The 20,502-nt window shown below is 41.5% G+C and carries 15 protein-coding genes; 3 read left to right on the plus strand and 12 right to left on the minus strand.

The features are described from left to right. Nucleotides 1–17: 17 nt before the first annotated feature. From BVC88_RS05505 to BVC88_RS05525, 5 genes are all read right to left on the minus strand, one after another. Nucleotides 18–2,546: an ATP-dependent Clp protease ATP-binding subunit gene (locus BVC88_RS05505; protein WP_075349652.1), complete on the minus strand. Its 2,529-nt coding sequence runs from the start codon at nucleotides 2,544–2,546 to the stop codon at nucleotides 18–20. Between the two features lie 81 nt (nucleotides 2,547–2,627). Beyond that, nucleotides 2,628–3,251 carry a WbqC family protein gene (locus BVC88_RS05510; RefSeq protein ID WP_075349653.1) on the minus strand — a complete coding sequence of 208 codons (624 nt, stop codon included), beginning with the start codon at nucleotides 3,249–3,251 and terminating at the stop codon, nucleotides 2,628–2,630. 1 nt (nucleotide 3,252) lies between these two features. Beyond that, nucleotides 3,253–3,882: an L-threonylcarbamoyladenylate synthase gene (locus BVC88_RS05515; RefSeq protein ID WP_075349654.1), complete on the minus strand. Its 630-nt coding sequence runs from the start codon at nucleotides 3,880–3,882 to the stop codon at nucleotides 3,253–3,255. A 3-nt stretch (nucleotides 3,883–3,885) separates the two neighbouring features. Further along, nucleotides 3,886–4,338, minus strand: coding sequence for a (deoxy)nucleoside triphosphate pyrophosphohydrolase (locus BVC88_RS05520; protein ID WP_083639014.1), 453 nt, complete (start codon nucleotides 4,336–4,338; stop codon nucleotides 3,886–3,888). A gap of 63 nt (nucleotides 4,339–4,401) precedes the next feature. Then, the gene (locus tag BVC88_RS05525) at nucleotides 4,402–5,508 is read right to left on the minus strand and encodes a peroxiredoxin family protein (RefSeq protein ID WP_075349655.1); all 1,107 of its coding nucleotides are present in this window, start codon (nucleotides 5,506–5,508) and stop codon (nucleotides 4,402–4,404) included. Nucleotides 5,509–5,647: 139 nt separating this feature from the next. Between BVC88_RS05525 and mltG the strand changes: the two genes are divergently transcribed. The 3 genes from mltG to BVC88_RS05540 are packed head-to-tail and all read left to right on the plus strand — an operon-like array spanning nucleotide 5,648 to nucleotide 8,087. Further along, nucleotides 5,648–6,691: an endolytic transglycosylase MltG gene (mltG, locus tag BVC88_RS05530; protein WP_075349656.1), complete on the plus strand. Its 1,044-nt coding sequence runs from the start codon at nucleotides 5,648–5,650 to the stop codon at nucleotides 6,689–6,691. A gap of 2 nt (nucleotides 6,692–6,693) precedes the next feature. After that, the gene (locus tag BVC88_RS05535) at nucleotides 6,694–7,119 is read left to right on the plus strand and encodes an acyl-CoA thioesterase (RefSeq protein WP_075349657.1); all 426 of its coding nucleotides are present in this window, start codon (nucleotides 6,694–6,696) and stop codon (nucleotides 7,117–7,119) included. Then, the gene (locus tag BVC88_RS05540) at nucleotides 7,116–8,087 is read left to right on the plus strand and encodes a YihY/virulence factor BrkB family protein (protein WP_075349658.1); all 972 of its coding nucleotides are present in this window, start codon (nucleotides 7,116–7,118) and stop codon (nucleotides 8,085–8,087) included. Before BVC88_RS05535 ends, BVC88_RS05540 begins: the two co-directional genes overlap by 4 nt. A 54-nt stretch (nucleotides 8,088–8,141) precedes the next feature. On the opposite strand, the gene BVC88_RS05545 is transcribed toward BVC88_RS05540, so the two are convergent. The 7 genes from BVC88_RS05545 to BVC88_RS05575 all read right to left on the minus strand — a co-directional run bounded on the left by BVC88_RS05545 (nucleotide 8,142) and on the right by BVC88_RS05575 (nucleotide 20,359). Continuing rightward, nucleotides 8,142–9,701, minus strand: a complete 1,560-nt coding sequence (locus tag BVC88_RS05545; RefSeq protein WP_075349659.1) for a sulfatase family protein — start codon at nucleotides 9,699–9,701, stop codon at nucleotides 8,142–8,144. Between the two features lie 42 nt (nucleotides 9,702–9,743). Then, complete coding sequence (locus tag BVC88_RS05550; protein WP_075349660.1) at nucleotides 9,744–11,132, minus strand: sulfatase-like hydrolase/transferase; 1,389 nt, start codon at nucleotides 11,130–11,132, stop codon at nucleotides 9,744–9,746. Between the two features lie 100 nt (nucleotides 11,133–11,232). After that, the gene (locus BVC88_RS05555) at nucleotides 11,233–12,378 is read right to left on the minus strand and encodes a glycoside hydrolase family 43 protein (protein ID WP_083639016.1); all 1,146 of its coding nucleotides are present in this window, start codon (nucleotides 12,376–12,378) and stop codon (nucleotides 11,233–11,235) included. A gap of 7 nt (nucleotides 12,379–12,385) precedes the next feature. Further along, nucleotides 12,386–14,038, minus strand: coding sequence for a right-handed parallel beta-helix repeat-containing protein (locus BVC88_RS05560; protein WP_075349661.1), 1,653 nt, complete (start codon nucleotides 14,036–14,038; stop codon nucleotides 12,386–12,388). A 34-nt stretch (nucleotides 14,039–14,072) separates the two neighbouring features. Continuing rightward, on the minus strand, nucleotides 14,073–15,482 hold the full coding sequence (locus BVC88_RS05565; protein WP_075349897.1) for a sulfatase-like hydrolase/transferase: 1,410 nt from the start codon (nucleotides 15,480–15,482) through the stop codon (nucleotides 14,073–14,075). A 90-nt stretch (nucleotides 15,483–15,572) separates the two neighbouring features. Further along, nucleotides 15,573–17,108 (minus strand): RagB/SusD family nutrient uptake outer membrane protein, encoded by a 1,536-nt coding sequence (locus tag BVC88_RS05570; RefSeq protein WP_075349662.1) that lies wholly within the window; start codon nucleotides 17,106–17,108, stop codon nucleotides 15,573–15,575. 95 nt (nucleotides 17,109–17,203) lie between these two features. After that, nucleotides 17,204–20,359: a SusC/RagA family TonB-linked outer membrane protein gene (locus BVC88_RS05575; protein ID WP_075349663.1), complete on the minus strand. Its 3,156-nt coding sequence runs from the start codon at nucleotides 20,357–20,359 to the stop codon at nucleotides 17,204–17,206. Nucleotides 20,360–20,502 lie beyond the last annotated feature (143 nt).

Below are 20,502 nucleotides of genomic sequence, written 5' to 3' on the forward strand. Positions count from 1 at the left end.
TTTTATTAAATTGCGAGTTATTCCGCTTTTTCTTTCTTTTTGACTACAATATTCAGCTCTGAACCTTCTCCAGAATAGTCTGCAAGAATGATATCACCTTCGGAAAGGTCTCCTTTCAAAATCTCTTCTGCGACAGCATCTTCCAGGTACTTCTGGATTGCACGATTAAGTGGTCTAGCTCCATATTGCTGATCATAGCCTTTCTCTGCTAAAAACTCCTTTGCTTTATCAGTGAGTTCGATCTTATATCCGAGATCAGTGATTCTAGCGAATAGTTTTCCTAAACTGATGTCAATAATCTTGAATATATGCTCTTTGGTCAAGGAATTGAACACCACCACATCGTCCAAACGATTCAGGAATTCTGGACTGAATGCTTTTTTAAGCGCAGACTGAATGGTTGACTTTACTACATCATCCATGTTATCATTCTTGGCTTTGTTGGCAAATCCAATACCAGCTCCAAAATCTTTCAGGTCTCGAACTCCGATATTTGAAGTCATGATGATAATTGTATTTCGAAAATCAACTTTTCTACCAAGACCATCCGTCAGAATCCCATCGTCCAGAACTTGTAGTAAGATGTTAAACACATCTGGATGTGCTTTTTCAATCTCATCCAGAAGTACTACCGAATAAGGCTTTCTTCTCACTTTTTCTGTAAGCTGACCACCTTCTTCATATCCCACATAGCCTGGAGGCGCTCCTACCAATCTTGATACAGAAAATTTCTCCATGTATTCCGACATATCGATTCGGATCAGGGAATCCTCTTTATCAAACAAGTAATTCGCAAGCATCTTAGCCAATTCAGTCTTACCAACCCCAGTCGGGCCAAGGAAGATGAATGAGCCGATCGGTTTTTTAGGATCTTTCAGACCCACTCTTGTCCGCTGAATAGCTTTGGTTAACTTTTTAATAGCTTCCTCCTGCCCAATCACTTTTCCGGCAAGATCAGTATTCATATTAAGCAGTTTAGCACCCTCTTTTTGAGCAATACGCTTAGCAGGAATTCCTGTCATCATTGCGATTACTTCAGCTACATTATCTTCTTCTACAGTGAATCGTTTTGATTTACTTTCTTCCTCCCACTTGTTTTTAGCGTTTTCCAGCTGCTCAAGAAGTTTCTTTTCTTTGTCTCGCAACTGAGCCGCCTCCTCATATTTCTGAGATTTAACTACTCGATTTTTCTCGATTTTAATATTCTCAACTTCCGCTTCAAGCTTCAAGATCTCCTCTGGAACATGAATATTATTGATGTGCACCCTTGCTCCTGCTTCATCCAAAATATCGATCGCCTTATCAGGTAAGAATCGATCAGAGATATATCTGTCCGATAGCTTCACGCAAGCTTCAATCGCCTCATCAGTGTAATTGACATTATGATGATCTTCATATTTGTCTTTGATGTTATGAAGAATTTGGACCGTCTCCTCAGGAGTGGTGGCATCCACCATCACCATTTGAAATCTTCTGGCAAGTGCGCCATCCTTTTCAATGTATTGACGATATTCATCTAATGTGGTAGCTCCAATACATTGGATTTCTCCCCTTGCTAAAGCTGGCTTAAACATATTTGAAGCATCCAATGAACCTGATGCTCCTCCAGCCCCAACTATCGTATGCAACTCATCAATGAACAGAATTACATTAGGAGATTTCTCCAACTCAGTCATTACAGCTTTCATTCGCTCTTCAAACTGACCACGATATTTTGTACCAGCAACCAAAGATGCCAGATCAAGTGTTACAACACGCTTATTAAATAACACCCTAGATACTTTCTTTTGAACGATCCGAAGTGCAAGACCTTCTGCTATTGCAGTCTTACCTACACCAGGCTCACCGATAAGAATAGGGTTATTTTTCTTTCTTCTAGAAAGAATTTGAGCTACTCGCTCTATTTCTTTTTCACGACCAATGATGGGATCAAGCTTATCATCCTCTGCCATCTTTGTGAGGTCTCTTCCGAAATTATCCAAAACAGGAGTTCTGGATTTCTCGGCTCCGGGCTTAGAAGTGCCAGAACCACTACCTGATGATCCAAATAATTTTGAACCATCGTCATCACCATCTTCTGCTTCAGCACGTGCCCGCGGCGAAGCCCCATCACCTGACATTTCAAGCATTTCCTTTACTGAATCATAGTTTATTTCAAACTTATTCAATATTTGAGTGGCAATATTATCCTCGTCCCGAAGGATCGACAAGAGCAAATGCTCTGTTCCGATTAGTTGGCTTTTGAAAATTTTAGCTTCCAAATACGTGATTTTAAGCACTTTTTCCGATTGACGTGTCAACGGAATATTTGCCATATTTTTCACATTATGATTGGCTGTACCCTTCACTGCTCGCTCGATTGCATTTCGCAGCTCATCCATAGGTACTCCAAGTTTTTTTAAAATGGAAACAGCTACGCCCTCCCCTTCACGAATCATCCCTAGTAAGAGGTGCTCTGTGCCGATGTAATCGTGTCCCAGGCGAAGTGCTTCTTCGCGGCTGAGAGAGATAACCTCTTTGACTCTATTCGAAAATTTTGCTTCCATTTATTTCCTTTCTGATTGTTTAATAATCCTGTACGTATGTTACCGAATTTGTTTCAAAAACACAATCCTTTTACAGAATGTTCAGTCTTTTTTTGCAGACTTTAATAAAATGCTTTTTGCATCGGGTCCTTCGCAAAACAACAAATCCAGAATGCTAAGGTTGGGATCAAAGTCTAAGCCAAAAAGTTGGAAGTATGGCACAGGTTGATAAAAGCTTTGCAGCGAAAAATCACTTGAGGGCTTGATTTGACCTCTTATATCTAAAATATCCATACAATCAGCACCCTCTTCTAAAACCCTCATCTTGGCAGAGGATCCTAGTAATTTGAGACAAATTGTCAGTATTTTCCAGTTTAAGTCCCATAGAGATTCCTGTTTGTGAGTAAAAAGATTTTCAAAATAGGGGAAATAGAATTCAAAAAAAGGAGCCTTTCCATAGGCACTTTGAATCCCTCGAAGATGATTTTTTTGCCAATTCTGAGTGAAATCAATTTTAATATCTCGTTGGGCAATCCTTGGTCTTCTCCCAATTATTGGCACACTCAAAGTTTCTACTTTGTTGGCAAGTCTAACCCTCGTACGGTTAAAATAGGATTGTCTTTGATACTGATTTTGGGGAGAAAAAATCAATTCATCCATTCCTTGAATCGCTGCAAAAAACTCCAAACTCGGGAAATAATGTAAATCAACAAGTATTCGATTCATCTTATTCAAGATCTTCCAACTTACCCAGACCTTGCCTTAACACCTCCACTTCATCTCCTGTACAGTCCAGAATCGTAGAAGCAACATTTTGCCCATATCCCCCATCAATGACGATATCGACTAGATTCTCATATTTTTCAAAAATTAATTCTGGATCGGTGCTGTATTCCACCACCTCATCTTCATCATGGATCGATGTGGTAAGAATCGGCTGGCCAAGTTCCTCCACAAGAATACGCGGCACATTGTGATCAGGCACCCGAATACCAATCGTCTTTTTCTTACTGTGAAGTATTTTAGGGACCTGTGTACTGGCTTCCAAAATAATAGTAAATGGTCCGGGAAAGGCTTTTTTCATCATCTTAAACACAGGCTTACTGATTACTCTGGTGAATTGTGAAATATTACTCAGATCAGCGCAAATCATGGAAAAATTATGCTTTTTGGGATTGATCCCTTTAATCTTACAAATCCGCTCCACCGCTCTTAGGTTCGTGATGTCGCATCCCATTCCATAAACAGTATCAGTTGGATAGATTACGACACCCCCCTCCCGAAGCACATTTACGATTTGAGCTATTTTGTTAGGATCCGGATTTTCTTCGTATAGTCGAATGAATTCAGCTGCCATGATTTAGTGGTTATTTTGAAAATTAAGCACTTTTTCGTGATAATTGTTCCAATATCGTTCCAATTGCTTAACGATTGGCAAATCTGCGGGAGCCCATTCTACCTCACTTAGCTGAGTTTGAGCCAACCAAGTCACTTGACTATGCTCGAGAAGGCTGATTTCCCCCTTCACCCAGTATCCCAAAAGTGGAATCAATCGAATAATCTTACGATCATTATAATTATGATCGAATGCCTCGAGTCTTTCAACTACTCCGATTTCAATCCCCAATTCCTCCCGAATCTCCCTAACGATACAGACTTCTTCCGTTTCGCCTTTTTCAACTTTTCCGCCGGGAAACTCCCACAATAAAGGCAAGTCCATTTCTAACGATCGCTGAGCAACAAGAACTTTTTCCTGGTGAAAAAGCAAAATGCAGGTCACTGAAATTATATTTTTTGGAGAAGAAAAAGTCATGATTACAAAGGAACGAATTCTTACCGCAGATTGAAAAAATCACTGTCCGTATCTTTCAAGAACCTAGTCTGAAATCAATTGAAGCATGGAGTCATCAAATCCTGCGGCCGAAAATTCAATTTTCCCACTTTCATTAATCAGAAAAAAAGAAGGATATCCCGTGACCCCATAAGATTTTCCGACTTCATCAGCATTGAGTAAAATGGGGAAAGGAATCGTATTCTTTACAAGGTATTTTTTCATATCATCAGCATTATCCACGGGATTGATGTAAATCATTACTATACCTTCTTTTAATTTAAAATCTGGATCATTGAACTTATCCAATGCAATTTTACACCAACCGCATCGAATCATCGAAAAATCAATCAGGACTTTTTTTCCTATAAAATCAGAGAGGCGAACCGCGCTCCCATTCTGATCAAGCAATTCGAAATCGGGTGCTTGAAAACCAGACTCCAACAATAAAACTGGTTCTTTTTCTGTTTCTACCTTCGAGACATAGCCCTTTGGTGGAAGATATTCTTCCATTTTGCCTTTCTCGGGAAAGGAAAAGTTGGAAAAAGAAACTCCAATAAATTGTTGATGCTTGCCATCGTGGTAAAGCCTTCTTTCGTACCAATCAACGAGTGCATTAGAGGGATTGATTAGAATGTGATTCTCAAGCAACACATACTTTTTATCAATAATCGTATCCATCTCTATTTGCACAAAATTATGGTAAAGTTTATTTCCAACAGTAGTATCACTTTTATAAAACCAACCTTCTTTTTTGAAAAGACCTATTGGTGAAAAGCCTAAAAAAGTATTCTCTGAAGCAGCATTTAACCGTTCCGGACTATCAAGTACTTCGACTGTTTTTTGAGAATGATTAACCTGTAAGAGTAGATTGTTTTGATAGACAAGTTCAAATCCCTCACGCTTTCCGATATAGTTATAATCAAACAGATCATTGGCAAACTTCTCTAACTCCAAACTCATCTCGGTCGTATCTACTTCATCCATCAACGGATTTTCCCAGATCATAGTAAAATCGAAGGATAGGTAATTGGAATCCTGAATTTTTTGCTTGGCCTGGATAAAAACAGCTTCTGGATCAGCTGCTGAATTGCATGAGAAGAGGAAACTAATAGCCAAAAAGGAAAAAGCGGAATTGAAGAAGTTATTCATAGACAAGAGTTATTTCAAAGCAACAAAGTGAGTTAATTCATTTAAAACTATAAAATATCCTAAAAAGATGCCGCTTATTAAGCAAGATCAGAGGCTTTGAAAAAAATTTCTACGTTTAATCCTTATTTTTGGACCTGCTATGCTAAGTGATAAAAAGAAAAATATCTACCTGGTGCTCATTATTTCAGTCTCTGTGATTGCGATTTCGATGAGTTTTTATTTCTACCAAGTATTCTTCAGCCCCAATGTGCTGATCGATTCGGATCAATCCTATACCTTAAAAATCCCGAGTAACTCCACTTTTAAGACGGTTTCGGATAAGCTATTTGAAGATCGCGTAATCAATGACGTATTGAGTTTTAGCTTCGTAGCAAAAGTGCTCGATTATCAGGAAGCTGTAAAACCGGGGCTCTATGTGATCAAGCCAAAGATGACTAATCTGCAACTTGTAAGACAACTTCGATCGGGAAATCAATCCCCTATCCGAATCACATTTAATAATGTGCGCACAAAGGAAGATTTAGCCGAAAAGATCACCACAAACTTGGAAATCGACCAATCACAATTCCTCGCTTTGCTTCAGGATTCGGTATTTATTCGAAAATATGACTTCAATGAAGAAACGGTCATGAGTATGTTTATCCCAAATACCTACGAAGTATGGTGGAATACAGGTGCTGAGGCTCTTTTTGACAGAATGTATAAAGAATATCAAAGCTTTTGGACCGAAAACAGAAAGCAGAAAGCAGCTGAGTTGGGACTTTCTCAGAAGGAGGTCAGCACCCTGGCAAGTATAGTACAGGCAGAAAGTCAAAAATCGGATGAACGCCCTAAGATTGCCGGCGTATACCTGAACCGACTCAAGCTTGGAATGCCACTTCAGGCAGACCCTACCCTTGTTTTTGCTTTGGGAGATTTTAGTCTCAAGCGCGTCTTGAATATCCACAAAGAAACCGACAGTCCATACAATACTTATAAGTACGCTGGGCTGCCTCCAGGTCCCATCAACCTTCCAGATATCAATTCTCTAGATGCTGTTTTAAACTCTGAAAATCATAATTTTCTTTATTTCTGTGCTAAGGAGGATTTTTCAGGCTACCACTCATTTGCCACAAATCTTGCGCAGCACAACGCAAACGCCAGAAGGTACCAAGCCGCTTTGAACGCTGCGAAAATCTATTGATGATGTTCCAAGCTGAAACTCAAATCCGCGTCCGATATGCAGAAACTGACCAAATGGGCTATGTCTATTATGGTAATTATGCGATGTATTTCGAAGTAGCTCGGGTAGAGGCCATGCGAACTGCTGGTTTTTCTTACAAAGGCATGGAAGATGACGGCATCATGATGCCTGTATTGGAGAGTCACTTCCGCTACCTCAAACCAGGCAAGTACGATGAGCTATTGACTATTAAAACCACTATCCCGACGATTCCTGGAGTACGTATACGATTTGAATATCAAGTAATAAATGAATCCGATGAATTGATCACGGAAGGATGGACAACTTTGGCTTTTCTCAAAAAAGACAGCCATACTCCTACCCGCCCTCCTCAGAATTTGTTAGATTTATTGAAACCATTTTTTTCAACTTCAGCCCAAGTACTGTGAGAAATAAAATTTTCAAATGGAGAATCCGCTTTCAGTTAAAGGCCAGGCATTTGAAAAAAATCCATTTTGGTCATCCTGACAAGAATCTCTATGATGTAATCAGGATATTTATCCAGCAGCTAAAAAAAGATGATATCACAGAGCGAGCAGGATCTATGGCCTTTAGTTATACTGTTGCCCTTTTTCCACTGATTCTATTCCTTTTAAATCTGATTCCGTATCTGCAGGACTTCTTTCCGGTTGTAACTACAGAAAACATCTTGGGTTTTGTGCAGACAATCATTCCAGAGGACATTTACATCAATATGGAATCTACGCTGATGGACATCGTCTCAAAACCCCGACAAAGCCTGCTTTCTTTCGGTTTCTTTTTTGCATTATTTGCTACTACTCAGGGAGTGGTATCGATGATGGATTCTTTCAATTCTGTCTATAAGACCAAAGAAACCAGGGGCTTTTTTGAGACAAGATTGATAGCGGTTAGCATTGTAGTGGCTTTGGTGCTCACGATAATTACAGCGAGTAGCGTTATGATTTTTGGGGGGCATCTTATTAATAGGCTAGATGAGATGCAGATTTTTAATAGTGGATTCTCCATTTTCCTTTTCGGTATTCTGAAGTTTTTTATCCTTTTGCTGGTATTCTATATTACTTCTGCATTCATTTTCAGATTTGCTCCTGCGGTACATGATAAATGGAACTTCTTCTCCATAGGGGCCCAGATTTCAGGTTTGTTAATCACACTTTCATTTTACGGGTTTATCTTTTATCTGGAAAATTTCTCCAGCTACAATAAACTTTATGGCTCTATTGGCACTTTGCTCGCCTTGATGCTTTGGCTGTTCATCACCTCAATGATTGTTTTGGTTTGCTTTGAAGTCAATGTGAGTTTTGACTTGGCAGAGGAAAAAAATCGCGAGCGCGAAAACCGAAGGAAGGTTTTTGCTGTAGAATCAGAGGAAAAATAAGTTACCAAGAAAAAAGGTCTGATTTTCAGACCTTTCTCCTGGTGTTATATGGAGCTATTTCAATTCCAATTGCTGAATCTGTTGACTATTTAAACCACGAATACTTTCAAAAAGAGAAATCATTTCCTGCAATTTATCAGGATTAGCTGTAGCCAAATTATTCTGCTGACTGATATCCTCCTTTAAGTTGTATAGCTGGTATGCAGTAGAATTTCCCAGCTCTATATTCACTTGAGTCTGAACTTCAGGTCCTGGATAAGGAGGAATCATCAACCAATCCCCTTGACGCAAAGCAGTCCTTGAAGTAGCTTCCAATACAAAGGCATCTCTTCCAACCTGACTTTTTCCGAGAAAAGTTTCCATAAGATTTTGACTGTCAGCCGAACTTTTTTCACTTCCCACTAAAGCTCCGATGGAGGATAGCAAATCGATTTGAGTCACCATCGCGTCTGATACGCCAGGCTTGATGGTCCCTTTCCAATACGTAATAAAAGGAACTCGTGTACCGGCTTCGAAGAGTGAGTATTTCCCCCCTCTCAACGGACCTGCAGGGGTATGATCACCTAGCAGTTCTACCGCATCATCATAATAGCCATCATTTAAAACTGGACCGTTATCACTTGAAAAAACGATCAAGGTGTTTTCCAAAAGCCCTTGCTCCTCTAGTGTTTTGATGAATTCTCCAATCACCCAATCTGCTTCCAAAATCACATCTCCTCTTGGACCCATACCGGATTTTCCCTCAAATCTTGGGTGAGGAGTTCTCGGTACATGTGGCTGTTGCAAAGCATAGAAAAGAAAAAATGGCTGGCCGGACTCAGCACGCTGGCCAACATAGGCTTTTGCTTTATCCAAAAAATGATCGGCCATATCCACATCACTCCATTTGGCACTTTCGCCACCTTTCATAAAACCAATTCTAGGCACACCATTGACAATACTATTGTTATGACCATGATGCCATTTCATGGTTAGCATTTCCGGATTTGTGATTGCAGTAGGTTCGCCCTCAAAGTTTTGATCATAATCAACCTGGATTGGATCATTTGGATCCAAATTGACTACCCTCCCATTTTCAATATATACAGTAGGAACACGGTCTTGCGTAGCTGCCAAAATATGAGAATAATCAAAGCCCACTTGATTAGGCCCCGGTGAAATTTCCTGGTTCCAGTCAACATCTCCTGCTCCCAACCCCATGTGCCACTTTCCAATCACTGCGGTATGATAGCCTTGTTCCTTCAATATTTTCGGAAGTGTGACTTGAGCAGTGTCAATCAAAAGCGGAGCTGTTCCGGGCAGGATTTTGGCATTCTTATTCCGCCAAGGGTAAGTCCCTGTCAAAAGTGCATAGCGGCTCGGCGAGCAAGTGGCTGAGGAAGCATATCCATTAGTAAACCGTATCCCCCCATTAGCCAACATATCCATATTCGGAGTCTGAAGCGTTCCCGCACCATAGGCACTTACATCTCCATATCCCAAATCATCAAGATAGATTAGGACAATATTGGGTTTTTTCTCCTCAGCGGTTTCACTTTCTTTCGGGCCTTGACAGCTGACAGAAATCACGGTCAAAATGGAAAGAATAAGAACATTAAGTTTTTCTCTTTTCATATGCTTTGGGTTGATTTTTAATTTTATAAGGTTAATTCCTGATTAATTATTAGGTTGATTGACTTGATAGATTTTATCATATAAATCTCGTTGTCTAACCTTCCACTCCGCTCCTTCCAAAAAAACCGGATGAGGCAAAGCAAGGTCCCAGTCTCCCAAATTCCTGAGCAGTCTCTTGGTAATTTCGGGGTAATGAAGTGAAATATCAATCTGCTCAGAGATATCTTTTGATAGATCAAAAAGCATCGGTAATCTATCCGGTAACCGTATTAGTTTAAATTGATCCTCGAGTATACCTGCACTGATGGTAAATCTCCATTTCAAAGAAGGATGCGGTATAGTATTGTCATTTCCTAAAATGTAGGGAATCAGATTTTTTCCAATCAACTCATCCCTATCGGTCACTTGGATCCCTGATATCCCCAGAAAAGTGGGGAGTAAATCCAGCGAGCTGATTGCAAAATCGAATTTGCTGGAAGCAGGAATTCTAGCGGGCCACTTCATCAAAAAAGGAACCCTCAGTCCTCCCTCATACAAAATACCTTTTTGTCCATTTAGTGGAGCATTGATGGAAGCATTTTGATCTACAGGACCACCATTATCGCTCAAAAAAACGACTAGCGTATTTTGTTCCAAGCCCTCTTCCTTGAGTGTGGACAAGATTCTTCCCACGTTTTGATCCAATCGATGGACCATTGCGAGATACGTTCTTCGGTTGGAATCAGCGATATGAGAAAATAAGCTAAGGTCTTCCTCCAAAGCCTGCATCGGCGCATGAGGAGCATTGAAAGAAGCATAGAGAAAAAATGGCTGGTCTTTGTGCCTTTTGATAAAGTCAATACATTCATCCCCTTTATCGTCGGTCAGATACGAGATTTTCTGTGGCTCTTTGTAATTACTCTCCAAAGGCCCCATGTACCCTTTCCCATCCGTTTTGGAATTAAAATAATCATGACCTCCACCCAAGTAACCCCAAAACTCGTCAAATCCACGCTTTATCGGATGAAATTGATCCTGACTTCCCAGATGCCATTTACCGATTAATCCGGTCACATATCCTGCTTCCTTGAGCCAGTCAGCCATAGTCTTCTGATCTACAGGCAAGCCTGCAAAGGAGGGATCAAAACCTGGCTGGTTTTCTGCCAGATTATTATCGTAGCCAAAAGAAACTTGATTTTTTCCGGTCAAAAGCCCTGCTCTGGATGGACTACACACCGGTGCGGAAACATATGCTTGTGTAAACTGGACGCCTTCCTTGGCAATGGCGTCTATGTGGGGAGTTTTGATCTGATTACTCCCATGTATACTCAAGTCGGCGTAGCCTAAATCGTCTGCCAGAATCAGAATGATATTCGGCGCTTTGTTTTGCCCCTGAACTGATTTACCAAGGGCAAGAATAAGAAAAAACAAAAAGAATCCACTCTTAGTCATGTGTTTATATACTACTTTTTAATTGACATCCCGAACTAGCTTCGGGAGAATCTCTCTTTTATTATCATCTCAGTATGTGAAGTTCTCATCCTGCTCGATTTCATTCAACTCGTTTATTTTTCCCCAAAAAAGAAAGATCCCACTGGTCTCGCCAACTGATCTTAGGCTTGGAATCCTCAAACTCTACCGGGAGGAAAATATATTTTCCATCAATTGGATTTTCGGGAGTCCATCGATCTCCTACATAAATAAATGCATCTTTCTGACCTATCACTGGTATCACGTAGGTGCTCTGCGACCAGAATGTGGTCTTCATTTCTTCTTCTGTCCCCACACTCATATTCCCCAAAGCTGTCCAGGGTCCCATGGGGTGATCTGCCACCGCCGATTTGCCGGGGTTAGGTTTCCAGCCAGTAAGTCCAGAGGAAAACATATAATATTTCCCGTCTCTCTTGAAAATCGTCGGAGCTTCATTTTGCTGCCCCTCCAATACTCGGGTGTACCGCCCGGTAAAATCCTGGTAATCCTCCGTTAATTCCGCTACGTGCAAGGTTTGGTTGTTTTCAGACGAATAGAAATGATAGGCTTTCCCATCATCATCCACAAAAAGTGTCATATCTCTGGCCATTTGACCGCGTTCGAAATCTCTTCTTAAAAATAAGCCATCCTTTATTGCTGCTTTCCACTCTGTGGACCAAGTTTCTAATCCCTCCCTCTCGAAAGGTAGTGCCTTCAAGCTATCCGGGTAGTTCATCGGCCAATGGCCCGCATTCGGATTCAGACTTTTCAAATAGGTGTAGGGGCCGGTAATATGGTCGCGGACTGCTAATCCAGTCAAGGCTGCTTCGTACCCCTTGCCTTTCAACTCGTGGTGGAACCACATGACGAACTTTCCGCTCTTTTCATTGTAGATGACTTTGGGTCTCTCGATGATACATCCTTTATCCAACAGCGAGTTAGCATCTTCGTGTACAGCCAAAGCAATCCCTTCTTTTTTCCAATTATATTGGTCTTTCGAAGAATACACCCTTACGCCCACCTGTGCTTTATTCCCCTCTTTGCCTTCGATTTTATGCTCTCCAAACCAATAATAGGTGTCCTGATGAATTAAAAATCCACCGCCATGGGCATTGATATGTATTCCTTGATCATCTTTCCACTCCTGACCCGGATAGAACTGTTCATATCTGACATCTAGCCATGAGAGGAGCATTAAAAAATAAAAACCTACTACGTTCAAAATCATACTAAATTCACTTTTGGTTTTCCACAAATTTGATCGCACCTACTCCAGGTTTTCCAGAGATCGTATTTCCCAAAAAGTCCTTTTCCATCTCTAAACCATAGATCAACCCAAATTCATCACCTGGAATATAGTTAATCGCTTTACCTTCCTGAACATACTTACGATTAATCGGAATATAGTCTTCAGCTTTAAGGCCACCTGCATTCTGAAAGGCCGCCTGACCGAAAATAGGATTAGTGTCTTGGATCATCGCCAGTCTTGGCCAGCTGTCTGCTTTTAAGAAGAGATTATTTTCAAAAATCACGCGATCCATACTTCCCTGAGTATCGTCATCCGGACGGTACTGATCTCCGGCAACCAATTCTGATTTTCCCATGATGTGAAAAATATTATTGGCTATGAGAATTCCCTTAGATCTGTTGTCAATGGCTATTTTGGCGACAATGTCTTCACTTACATAGATTGTATTGTTGTAGAAGTAGGAATTCACAGGCCCTTTTCTCTCCTTTTGATTTCCTTGATACCCGCTCAGCCAAAAGATTTTCCCTTCTTGAAAAGCGCCATCCTGTCCCTTGACCCTATGCCCGTCATTGACACTGATATTATACCTGTAGGCACAGTTATAATTGTTACCTAGGATCTCAGCAAAACCTCCGGCATTGTAAGCCGAGAAATTATACTGCAAGACGATGTTGTCACAGTTGAAATCAATATGAGCCCCGGCGGAATCGCCCGGCCCATTTGCATACATGAATTTATTATGCTCAATCAATACCATGGAGGAGCTCCAGGTCCAGAGTCCACTACCTCTACCCCACTTCCGGCCATCGTCATCACTTCCGGAATGGCTCACGGTATTATCCTTTACATGTACAAATTTCACCCCGGACATCTGTATCCCCGGACCTCCGGTATGCAAGATCTCGTTTCCTCGAATAGTTACGCTCCGAATATTTTGGCTCATATTCCCGGTGAGCTTGATTCCGGTATGGCTAAGGTCAGAAATACTGGAATTGAGAATTTCAATGTCTTCAATCATTTCGGATTCGGTCTGATTCATGATCCGGATACCCCATCCATATTTCTGAGTACCGTTTGCGGATTTGACCTCTTCGACACTTCGTTGAATACCCTTCTCCTCAAAAAATATCCGATGGAGCTTTAGCCGATCCAAAGTAATCCCCTTCACACCTTTATTTCCTTTAGCACGGATCATTATCCCCACTCGCATATCACCTTCAGGAGCCTGATCTCCATAGCCATCTGCGGTGATTTCCAAGTTTCTTAGCTGTATGTGACTTGAGCCCTCGATTAAGATCCCATTCAGATATCCTTCCGCTTCTATTAGAGCTAGTTTATTTCCTTTATTTCCCTGCGGATAGTAAGAATCTACCTTCAATGGATTTTCAGCATCACCTTTGAATCCCTTCAACTCCAGGCTTCCTTTAAAAATCTCTCCTCCTGCCAATAAAATTCGATCTCCCGGCTGCAAAATCATTGATTTTACCTTTTCCAAAGTTTGGAAAGCCTGAGAATGACTAGTACCGGAATTTTGATCATTTCCTGACTGGGGATGAAAATAATAATCTGTGGCACTAGCTGATCCGAAGTAGCTGACACAGAAAAAAAGACAGAGAACGAGTTTACTTTGAAATGTCATGCTTGGGTTACTTGTCAATTAAAAATTCTGATTACTAATTATCTTTTTGAACAGGGGTATATCGGTCCGGATTCAGGCGATTGTAAGTCTCATCTTCCAAAAGCCCGAGGAAAATCGGATCCATCAGTTGCTTTTTCCACTCTTCAATCTTCTTCGACAGTCGCTTAGCCTGTTCGCTTTCTTCCGAAAACAAATTCTTGCTTTCTGAAAGATCTTTCTTCAAATCAAAGAGAAATTCCTGTTTAGGTTGTATGATTAGTTTGTTCTCATGCGATACGATTGCATACCGATCTGCATTATAGTTTCTCCAATAGAGTTCTTCATGTGGAACTCCCTTCTTTTGGCCGCTGAGATAAGGAAGCAGGTTTACCCCATCCAATTTGTTCTTGGGTTCGACTTGAGCCAAGGATGCTGCAGTAGCGAAAATATCCAAGGAAATCACTGGTGCATCATACCTCAATCCGGCTGGCACATGACCTTTCCACTGCAACGCGAAAGGCACTCGGATACCACCCTCAAAGAAATCTCCTTTAAATCCGCGAAGCGGTTTATTATCGGAGGCATTGTCTTTCGTAGGGCCACCGTTGTCAGATAGAAAAAACACGAGCGTATTTTCTTCGATCTGAAGCTCCTGAAGTAAATCCAATAAATCTCCTACACCATCATCTACTGCACTGACCATTGCGGCATAGGTTTTCCTTTTGGAATCTTTTATATTAGGAAACCTATTTAGATACTTCTCCGTCGCCTGCATGGGAGCGTGAGGCGCATTGTAGGCGAGATAGAGAAAAAAAGGTTGATCACGATTTGCCTTTACGAAGTTTAAGGCCTCTCTAGAAAATGCATCGGTCAGATATTCCTGCTCGGTTACTCTTTCCTGATTTTTCAGGAGCTTGGTTCTATACCCATCGAATTGGCTTTTTGCCTCTGAAAGGTCATTAAGGTCCAGTTTTTCCGGAAAGTATTGATGACCACCGGAGAGGAAGCCATAAAACTCATCGAATCCTCTTCGATTTGGAATCAAACTTGGATGAGCTCCCAGATGCCACTTCCCTATCGCGCCTGTTTTGTACCCGGCTTTTTTTAATAAATCAGCCATCGTTTCCTCGGTCAAAGGCAAACCCATCGTCGAATCCTTAGGTGCCAAAAGGGGATTTCTGGCAAAGCCAAATCTGTCTTGATACCTCCCTGTGATCAATCCTGCCCTACTTGGTCCACAGACTGCAAAGGACACATAGCCAGAGGTAAAAACAGTCCCATTACTCGCTATCCGATCTATGCCAGGAGTTGGAATATCTTTACTCCCATTAAATCCCACATCTGCATAGCCCTGATCATCCGTCAGAATCACGATGATATTCGGGCGGTTTTCAGACTTTCTAATTTGAGCAGGCGATGAGACAGCGGATGAAAGCAGGATCAAGAAAGAGAAAATAGACTTCATATTATTCAATTCGGAATAAGACATCGCTTCCACCCGTTACCAAGCGGAAGCGTTGAATTCAACCTATCTACGATTTATCTTCTGTTGTTTTTAATTCCAAACCGGGTTTTGAACTAAGCTAGGATTAGCATCAATCTCCGATTGGGGAATAGCAAAGACCTCTGAAAGCCTTCCTCTGTATTCAGGATTGTAAGGTCCCACAGGATCTGCCTTTGCTCTGGCATAGGCTGCTTCCACTTCTGACCATCTTTTGACGTCAAAAAATCTAAGTCCCTCAAAAGCCAACTCTACCCTTCTCTCCAATTTCACCAGATTGATCAGCTCTTCTTGAGGAATATTACTTCCATTTACAGTAGTGACTGTTGGCATTTTAGCTCTAGTGCGTAATTGGTCCAAGAGAGTTATGGATTCGGCCACTTGCCCTGTTTCAGCTAGTGCTTCTGCCCGCATCAGTAGAACTTCTGCATAGCGAATTACATAAAAATCCTGACCGCCGGCTGCAAAGATGTCGATTCCTTCAGGGGAGATATTATCCCTCACGTACTTTTTCAAACCAAATTTAGTGGCAGTATTTCCCCTGAAAGGTCTATTCAGGTGCTGTACAAAAATATCTCCTTCGAAATAAACTGAAGCAGCAAGCCTCGGATCTCGGTTTTCATTTCTCTTTGCAGGTTTATAAAGTGGGGAGCTTGTAATCGGCAAACCATCAATACACAAGTAGGCATTCACCATATTCGGCATTGGTTGTACATTTGTCTTAGGAATTCCCAAGAAAGTCGAAGAGAAAGTTTCCCCATTATTGGATTGATCCTGAATGAATCGTACGGAGAACACCACCTCTGGAGATTGTTCGGCTGCCTCTGTAAAGAGCTCCGCATAATTTGGGTGAAGCTGATACCCCAAGCTCATGATTTCGGTAGTCAATCGGATAACCTCTGGATAGTTTTTATTATACAGTTCAAATCTGGCTAGGAGCGATAAAGCAGCGCCTTTGGTGGCATAACCAAACTGACTGGCAGGATAAGATTCCGGAAGTGCATCAGCTGCCATTCGCAATTCAGAGATGATGAATGCCCTTAATTCTTCATAACTGTTTTTAGGGACATAAGCTTCTTCCAAGGTTTGTGTATTCGTAATCAAAGGCGCATCCTCAAAATAAACTGCCAAATTCATGTAGAACAAGGCTCTCAAAAACTTAGCCTGTCCTACCAAAGCTGCTCTGGAATCAGGCTCAATATTGCTATCCGGAATTCTGGAAATATTTTCAACTGCTACATTTGCACGGCCTATTCCTCTGTAAAGTGACGTCCAGAACGAATTGAAAAATCCAAATGCGGGATCTGCTCTTCCCTCAACAAAGTTTCCAGGACCTTCAAATTTAAAATTGTTGAAGGTGTTGTCTGCGAAACTATCATGCTGAGGAATACCTGCTATTCCGTTGAGGTTACCACTGTATAATACTCTATCCTGTAATACTTCGTAGACACCATTGATACCCAAGAGCGCATCTTTTTCATTTTGCCAAAAGTTGCCTTCGGCGAGTTGAGTCAAAGATCCCCGTTCCAAATAATCCTCAGAACAAGAAGCCAACCCAATAAAACAAAGAATGTATATAAGCTTTTTCATGTGTTTATAATTTTTTTATTTGGCCACATGGAATCTCGCATTAAGAGCAATTATCACAGCATGTGACGTCCTGGTCAAGCTAGATTCCATATCAATTAAAATTTGATGTTGATACCTGCAGATACTACCTTATACAATGGCGTAGTCAAGTCAGTGCTACCACCTCGCTGTCTTTCAGGGTCAAAGTTTTTCACCTTGGTAAACGTGAGTAGGTTCTGTCCACTGACAAATATCCTTGCTTTCTGCATCAGCATTCTCTGGGAAATTGCCACTGGCAGGGTGTAACCAATTTCTATATTTCTCAATCGTAGGTAAGACATATCCTGTACATAGAAAGTGGAGGTTACGGCATTGTTTACACCACCCAATCGAGGAAGTGTTGCCGAAGGGTTCTCTGGAGTCCAACGATCTATCCAATAGCTAAGAGCATTATTTCGATCACCTTCCATAGGCGTCTGTCCATTGCTGTCCAAAATACGATCGACTCTTCCAATACCTTGGAATACCATGTTCAAGTCAAATCCTCTTATCGATAAATTTGCATTGAATCCGTAAATCCACTTCGGGAAAGGATTACCAATGATCGTTCGGTCAAATGCATTGACTACACCATCTGGCTCTCCATCCGGACCTGAAATATCCGCATATCGAAGGTCACCTGGAGCGGTCAGATTGCTTCCAAATTGTCGAGGAGCATTATTGACTTCTTCTTGACTTTGGAAAACTCCATCTACTACATATCCGAAATAAGAATTAAAGGGCGCCCCTATTCGTATAATGCTATTTCCACTAATGGTTTCTTCACCTCCTGGTCCCAATTCGGTCACTTTGTTATCCGCCATTTTGGTGACATTGGCAGAGATGGTCATTTTTAATTTTCCGATTGTCTCTCGGTAATTGATAGCCATCTCCAAGCCACTGTTCTCCATTCCTGCAGCATTTCGGGCAGCAAGGTTTGTCACCCCAATGGTATTTGGAATTGGGAAGTTGGTATAAAGGATGTCAGAACTCACTCGCTTGAAATAATCTGCAGTCAGCCCCAACTTATTACTGAAGAAGGCTGCATCTACTCCAATATTAAATTGCTCAATGGTCTCCCAGGTGATAAATGGATTTGCCAAAGAAGTCAAAGCAACAGCCGGAACAATCACATCCTGTCCCAGATGGTAATCCAGACCGGTATTGTAGGTCTGTTCAAAGATGTAGTTTCCAATCCGATCATTTCCGGAGATTCCCCAGCTTGCTCTTAATTTCAATTCCGTCAAAGTTTCAGAACCTTCCAAAAAGCTCTCTCTGGCAATATTCCAACCCGCAGATAAAGAAGGGAAGGTACCGTAACGGTTGGATGGCCCGAACTTAGATGAACCGTCTCTTCGTACGTTCGCTTCGAAAAGATATTTTTCCTGGTAGTTATAATTTACCCTTGCAAAAAATGACTGCCAGGCTTCCTCGGACGCTCCACCAGAAACGGAAGGATTGATTACTCCTCCACCATTAAACTCTTGAATCGCATCGGAAGGAAAGCCCTGTAAAGAACCTGAAAATCCATCTACTTTGTCATAGATCACAGAGTAGCCGAGCATAAACCCCAAATTGTGGGACTCATTGATACTGGTTGAATAACGTAGGATGTTTTCATTAAGCAATCTGTAATTGAAATTCAGAGTGTTGTTCAAATCATTCAGCTCCCTCAATTGCACTATATTCCCTTCCCAATCTCGCTGGGTTAGCGTTGGTTGAAAATTAGAAATATTGGCAAAATTGATGACTGCACTTCCGCTGGTCTCAAAAAATAATCCTTCAGTGATTCGAGCAGAAAGTCCAATTCGCTCACTGATATTGATATTATCATTGGAATAATCACCCAGCGTACCCGTCAGCAAAACGTTGTTGATCGGATATGAAAAGTTGACATTTTCATACGCTCCATCCACAATGGCAAGTTCACCATTCGAATACCTAACTGGTACTACAGGCGATGAACGCTGAAATTGATTGATAATTCCGGTTTCTCCGGTAATGGCTCCTGCTCCTCCACTCGGTCCCGTAAATCTAGACCAATAGGCATTGGTCACATTGGTCACGGTCAACCACTCACTTGGCTTCACGCTCAGGTTGATACCCAGATTGTAACGGTCAGATTTGAATTTTCCGCGAACTACCGCTTCCTGATTTAAGTAACCAAGGGATAGCCTGAAGGTGGTCCTATCAGTGCCTCCTGAAAAAGAGAGGTAATGATTCTGAATCGGCGCATCCCGTAGGGCTACACTTGCCCAATTGGTATTGGCAAACTGATCAGGGTTTGTTCCATTTCGAATGGCCTCTATATCTTCATCTGAAAATCTTAAAGGAGCATTAGGACCATTATTGTTACGGTCACGCTCATTTCTTAGAAGCGCATAATTTACAGCATCCAAGTATTCCGGAACCACAGTCACTCTTTGAAAGCCAAAGTAGTTATTGTAGTCCACGGCAAATTTGTCCTTTGTCCCTTTTTTGGTAGTCACGACTAAGACCCCATTGGCTCCTCTTGCACCATAGATGGCAGAGGCAGAAGCATCTTTCAACACGGAGATGCTCTCGATATCCGAGGGCGCGAGGTTGTTGAACTCCGCTAATCCATCGTACTGAATATTGTCAATCACCACCAGCGGATTAGTGCCTCCGAACGTACCGATACCACGGATCACAATGGATGAACCATCCGCTCCTGGAAGTCCGGTAGACTGAGTCAACTGTACCCCGGAAAATTTTCCGTACATCAGCTGTGCGGAATTGGTGACTGGCTGATTGACCGCTTCGTCAAATCTTACTGTTTCGACAGATCCAGTAAGGTTGAGCTTTTTCTGCTCTCCATATCCTACGACCACAACTTCGTCCAATAAAGATTCTGATTCTGCTAGGATCACGTTAATGGTAGTCTGATTTCCTACTACGATTTCTTGGTTGGTGTACCCAATCAGGCTAAATACCAAAACAGATTCATTGCTGGGAGCATTAATGGAAAAAACCCCATCTAAATCTGTCACCGCACCTTGGCTGGTCCCTTTTACCAAGACCACTACTCCCGGGATTGGGGATGCATCTTCTTTGGAGGTAACCACACCTTTGACCAGTCTTGAAGACTGTAGTGCAAATACTGTAGTGCAACTCAATATAAACAGCCCCAGTACCAGCAGGCTACTTTTTGAAATAATCCCGATTCCCGACCTTTTTTTGATGTTCGGGTCTTTTGTAAGTATTCTATCCATGAAAGGAAAATTTTGGGTTATTACTAATTAAATCCTGGCCAAATTTTGATTTTATCAGCTTGATTAATGGGGTATGAATCATTCAACAGGCTGGGCAAATCATTCAATAATTAAAAAAAGCACCCTTTTGGATGCTTTTTTTA

Source organism: Algoriphagus marinus, from assembly GCF_001936475.1.
GTDB classification, from domain to species: domain Bacteria; phylum Bacteroidota; class Bacteroidia; order Cytophagales; family Cyclobacteriaceae; genus Algoriphagus; species Algoriphagus marinus.

What these genes read in the sequence shown, in the direction of transcription:
- BVC88_RS05505 (WP_075349652.1), bottom strand. Translation starts at nt 2,546, where the DNA reads ATGGAAGCAAAATTTTCGAATAGAGTCAAAGAGGTTATCTCTCTCAGC.
- BVC88_RS05510 (WP_075349653.1), bottom strand. Translation starts at nt 3,251, where the DNA reads ATGAATCGAATACTTGTTGATTTACATTATTTCCCGAGTTTGGAGTTT.
- BVC88_RS05515 (WP_075349654.1), bottom strand. Translation starts at nt 3,882, where the DNA reads ATGGCAGCTGAATTCATTCGACTATACGAAGAAAATCCGGATCCTAAC.
- BVC88_RS05520 (WP_083639014.1), bottom strand. Translation starts at nt 4,338, where the DNA reads ATGACTTTTTCTTCTCCAAAAAATATAATTTCAGTGACCTGCATTTTG.
- BVC88_RS05525 (WP_075349655.1), bottom strand. Translation starts at nt 5,508, where the DNA reads ATGAATAACTTCTTCAATTCCGCTTTTTCCTTTTTGGCTATTAGTTTC.
- mltG (WP_075349656.1), top strand. Translation starts at nt 5,648, where the DNA reads ATGCTAAGTGATAAAAAGAAAAATATCTACCTGGTGCTCATTATTTCA.
- BVC88_RS05535 (WP_075349657.1), top strand. Translation starts at nt 6,694, where the DNA reads ATGTTCCAAGCTGAAACTCAAATCCGCGTCCGATATGCAGAAACTGAC.
- BVC88_RS05545 (WP_075349659.1), bottom strand. Translation starts at nt 9,701, where the DNA reads ATGAAAAGAGAAAAACTTAATGTTCTTATTCTTTCCATTTTGACCGTG.
- BVC88_RS05550 (WP_075349660.1), bottom strand. Translation starts at nt 11,132, where the DNA reads ATGACTAAGAGTGGATTCTTTTTGTTTTTTCTTATTCTTGCCCTTGGT.
- BVC88_RS05555 (WP_083639016.1), bottom strand. Translation starts at nt 12,378, where the DNA reads ATGATTTTGAACGTAGTAGGTTTTTATTTTTTAATGCTCCTCTCATGG.
- BVC88_RS05560 (WP_075349661.1), bottom strand. Translation starts at nt 14,038, where the DNA reads ATGACATTTCAAAGTAAACTCGTTCTCTGTCTTTTTTTCTGTGTCAGC.
- BVC88_RS05565 (WP_075349897.1), bottom strand. Translation starts at nt 15,482, where the DNA reads ATGAAGTCTATTTTCTCTTTCTTGATCCTGCTTTCATCCGCTGTCTCA.
- BVC88_RS05570 (WP_075349662.1), bottom strand. Translation starts at nt 17,108, where the DNA reads ATGAAAAAGCTTATATACATTCTTTGTTTTATTGGGTTGGCTTCTTGT.
- BVC88_RS05575 (WP_075349663.1), bottom strand. Translation starts at nt 20,359, where the DNA reads ATGGATAGAATACTTACAAAAGACCCGAACATCAAAAAAAGGTCGGGA.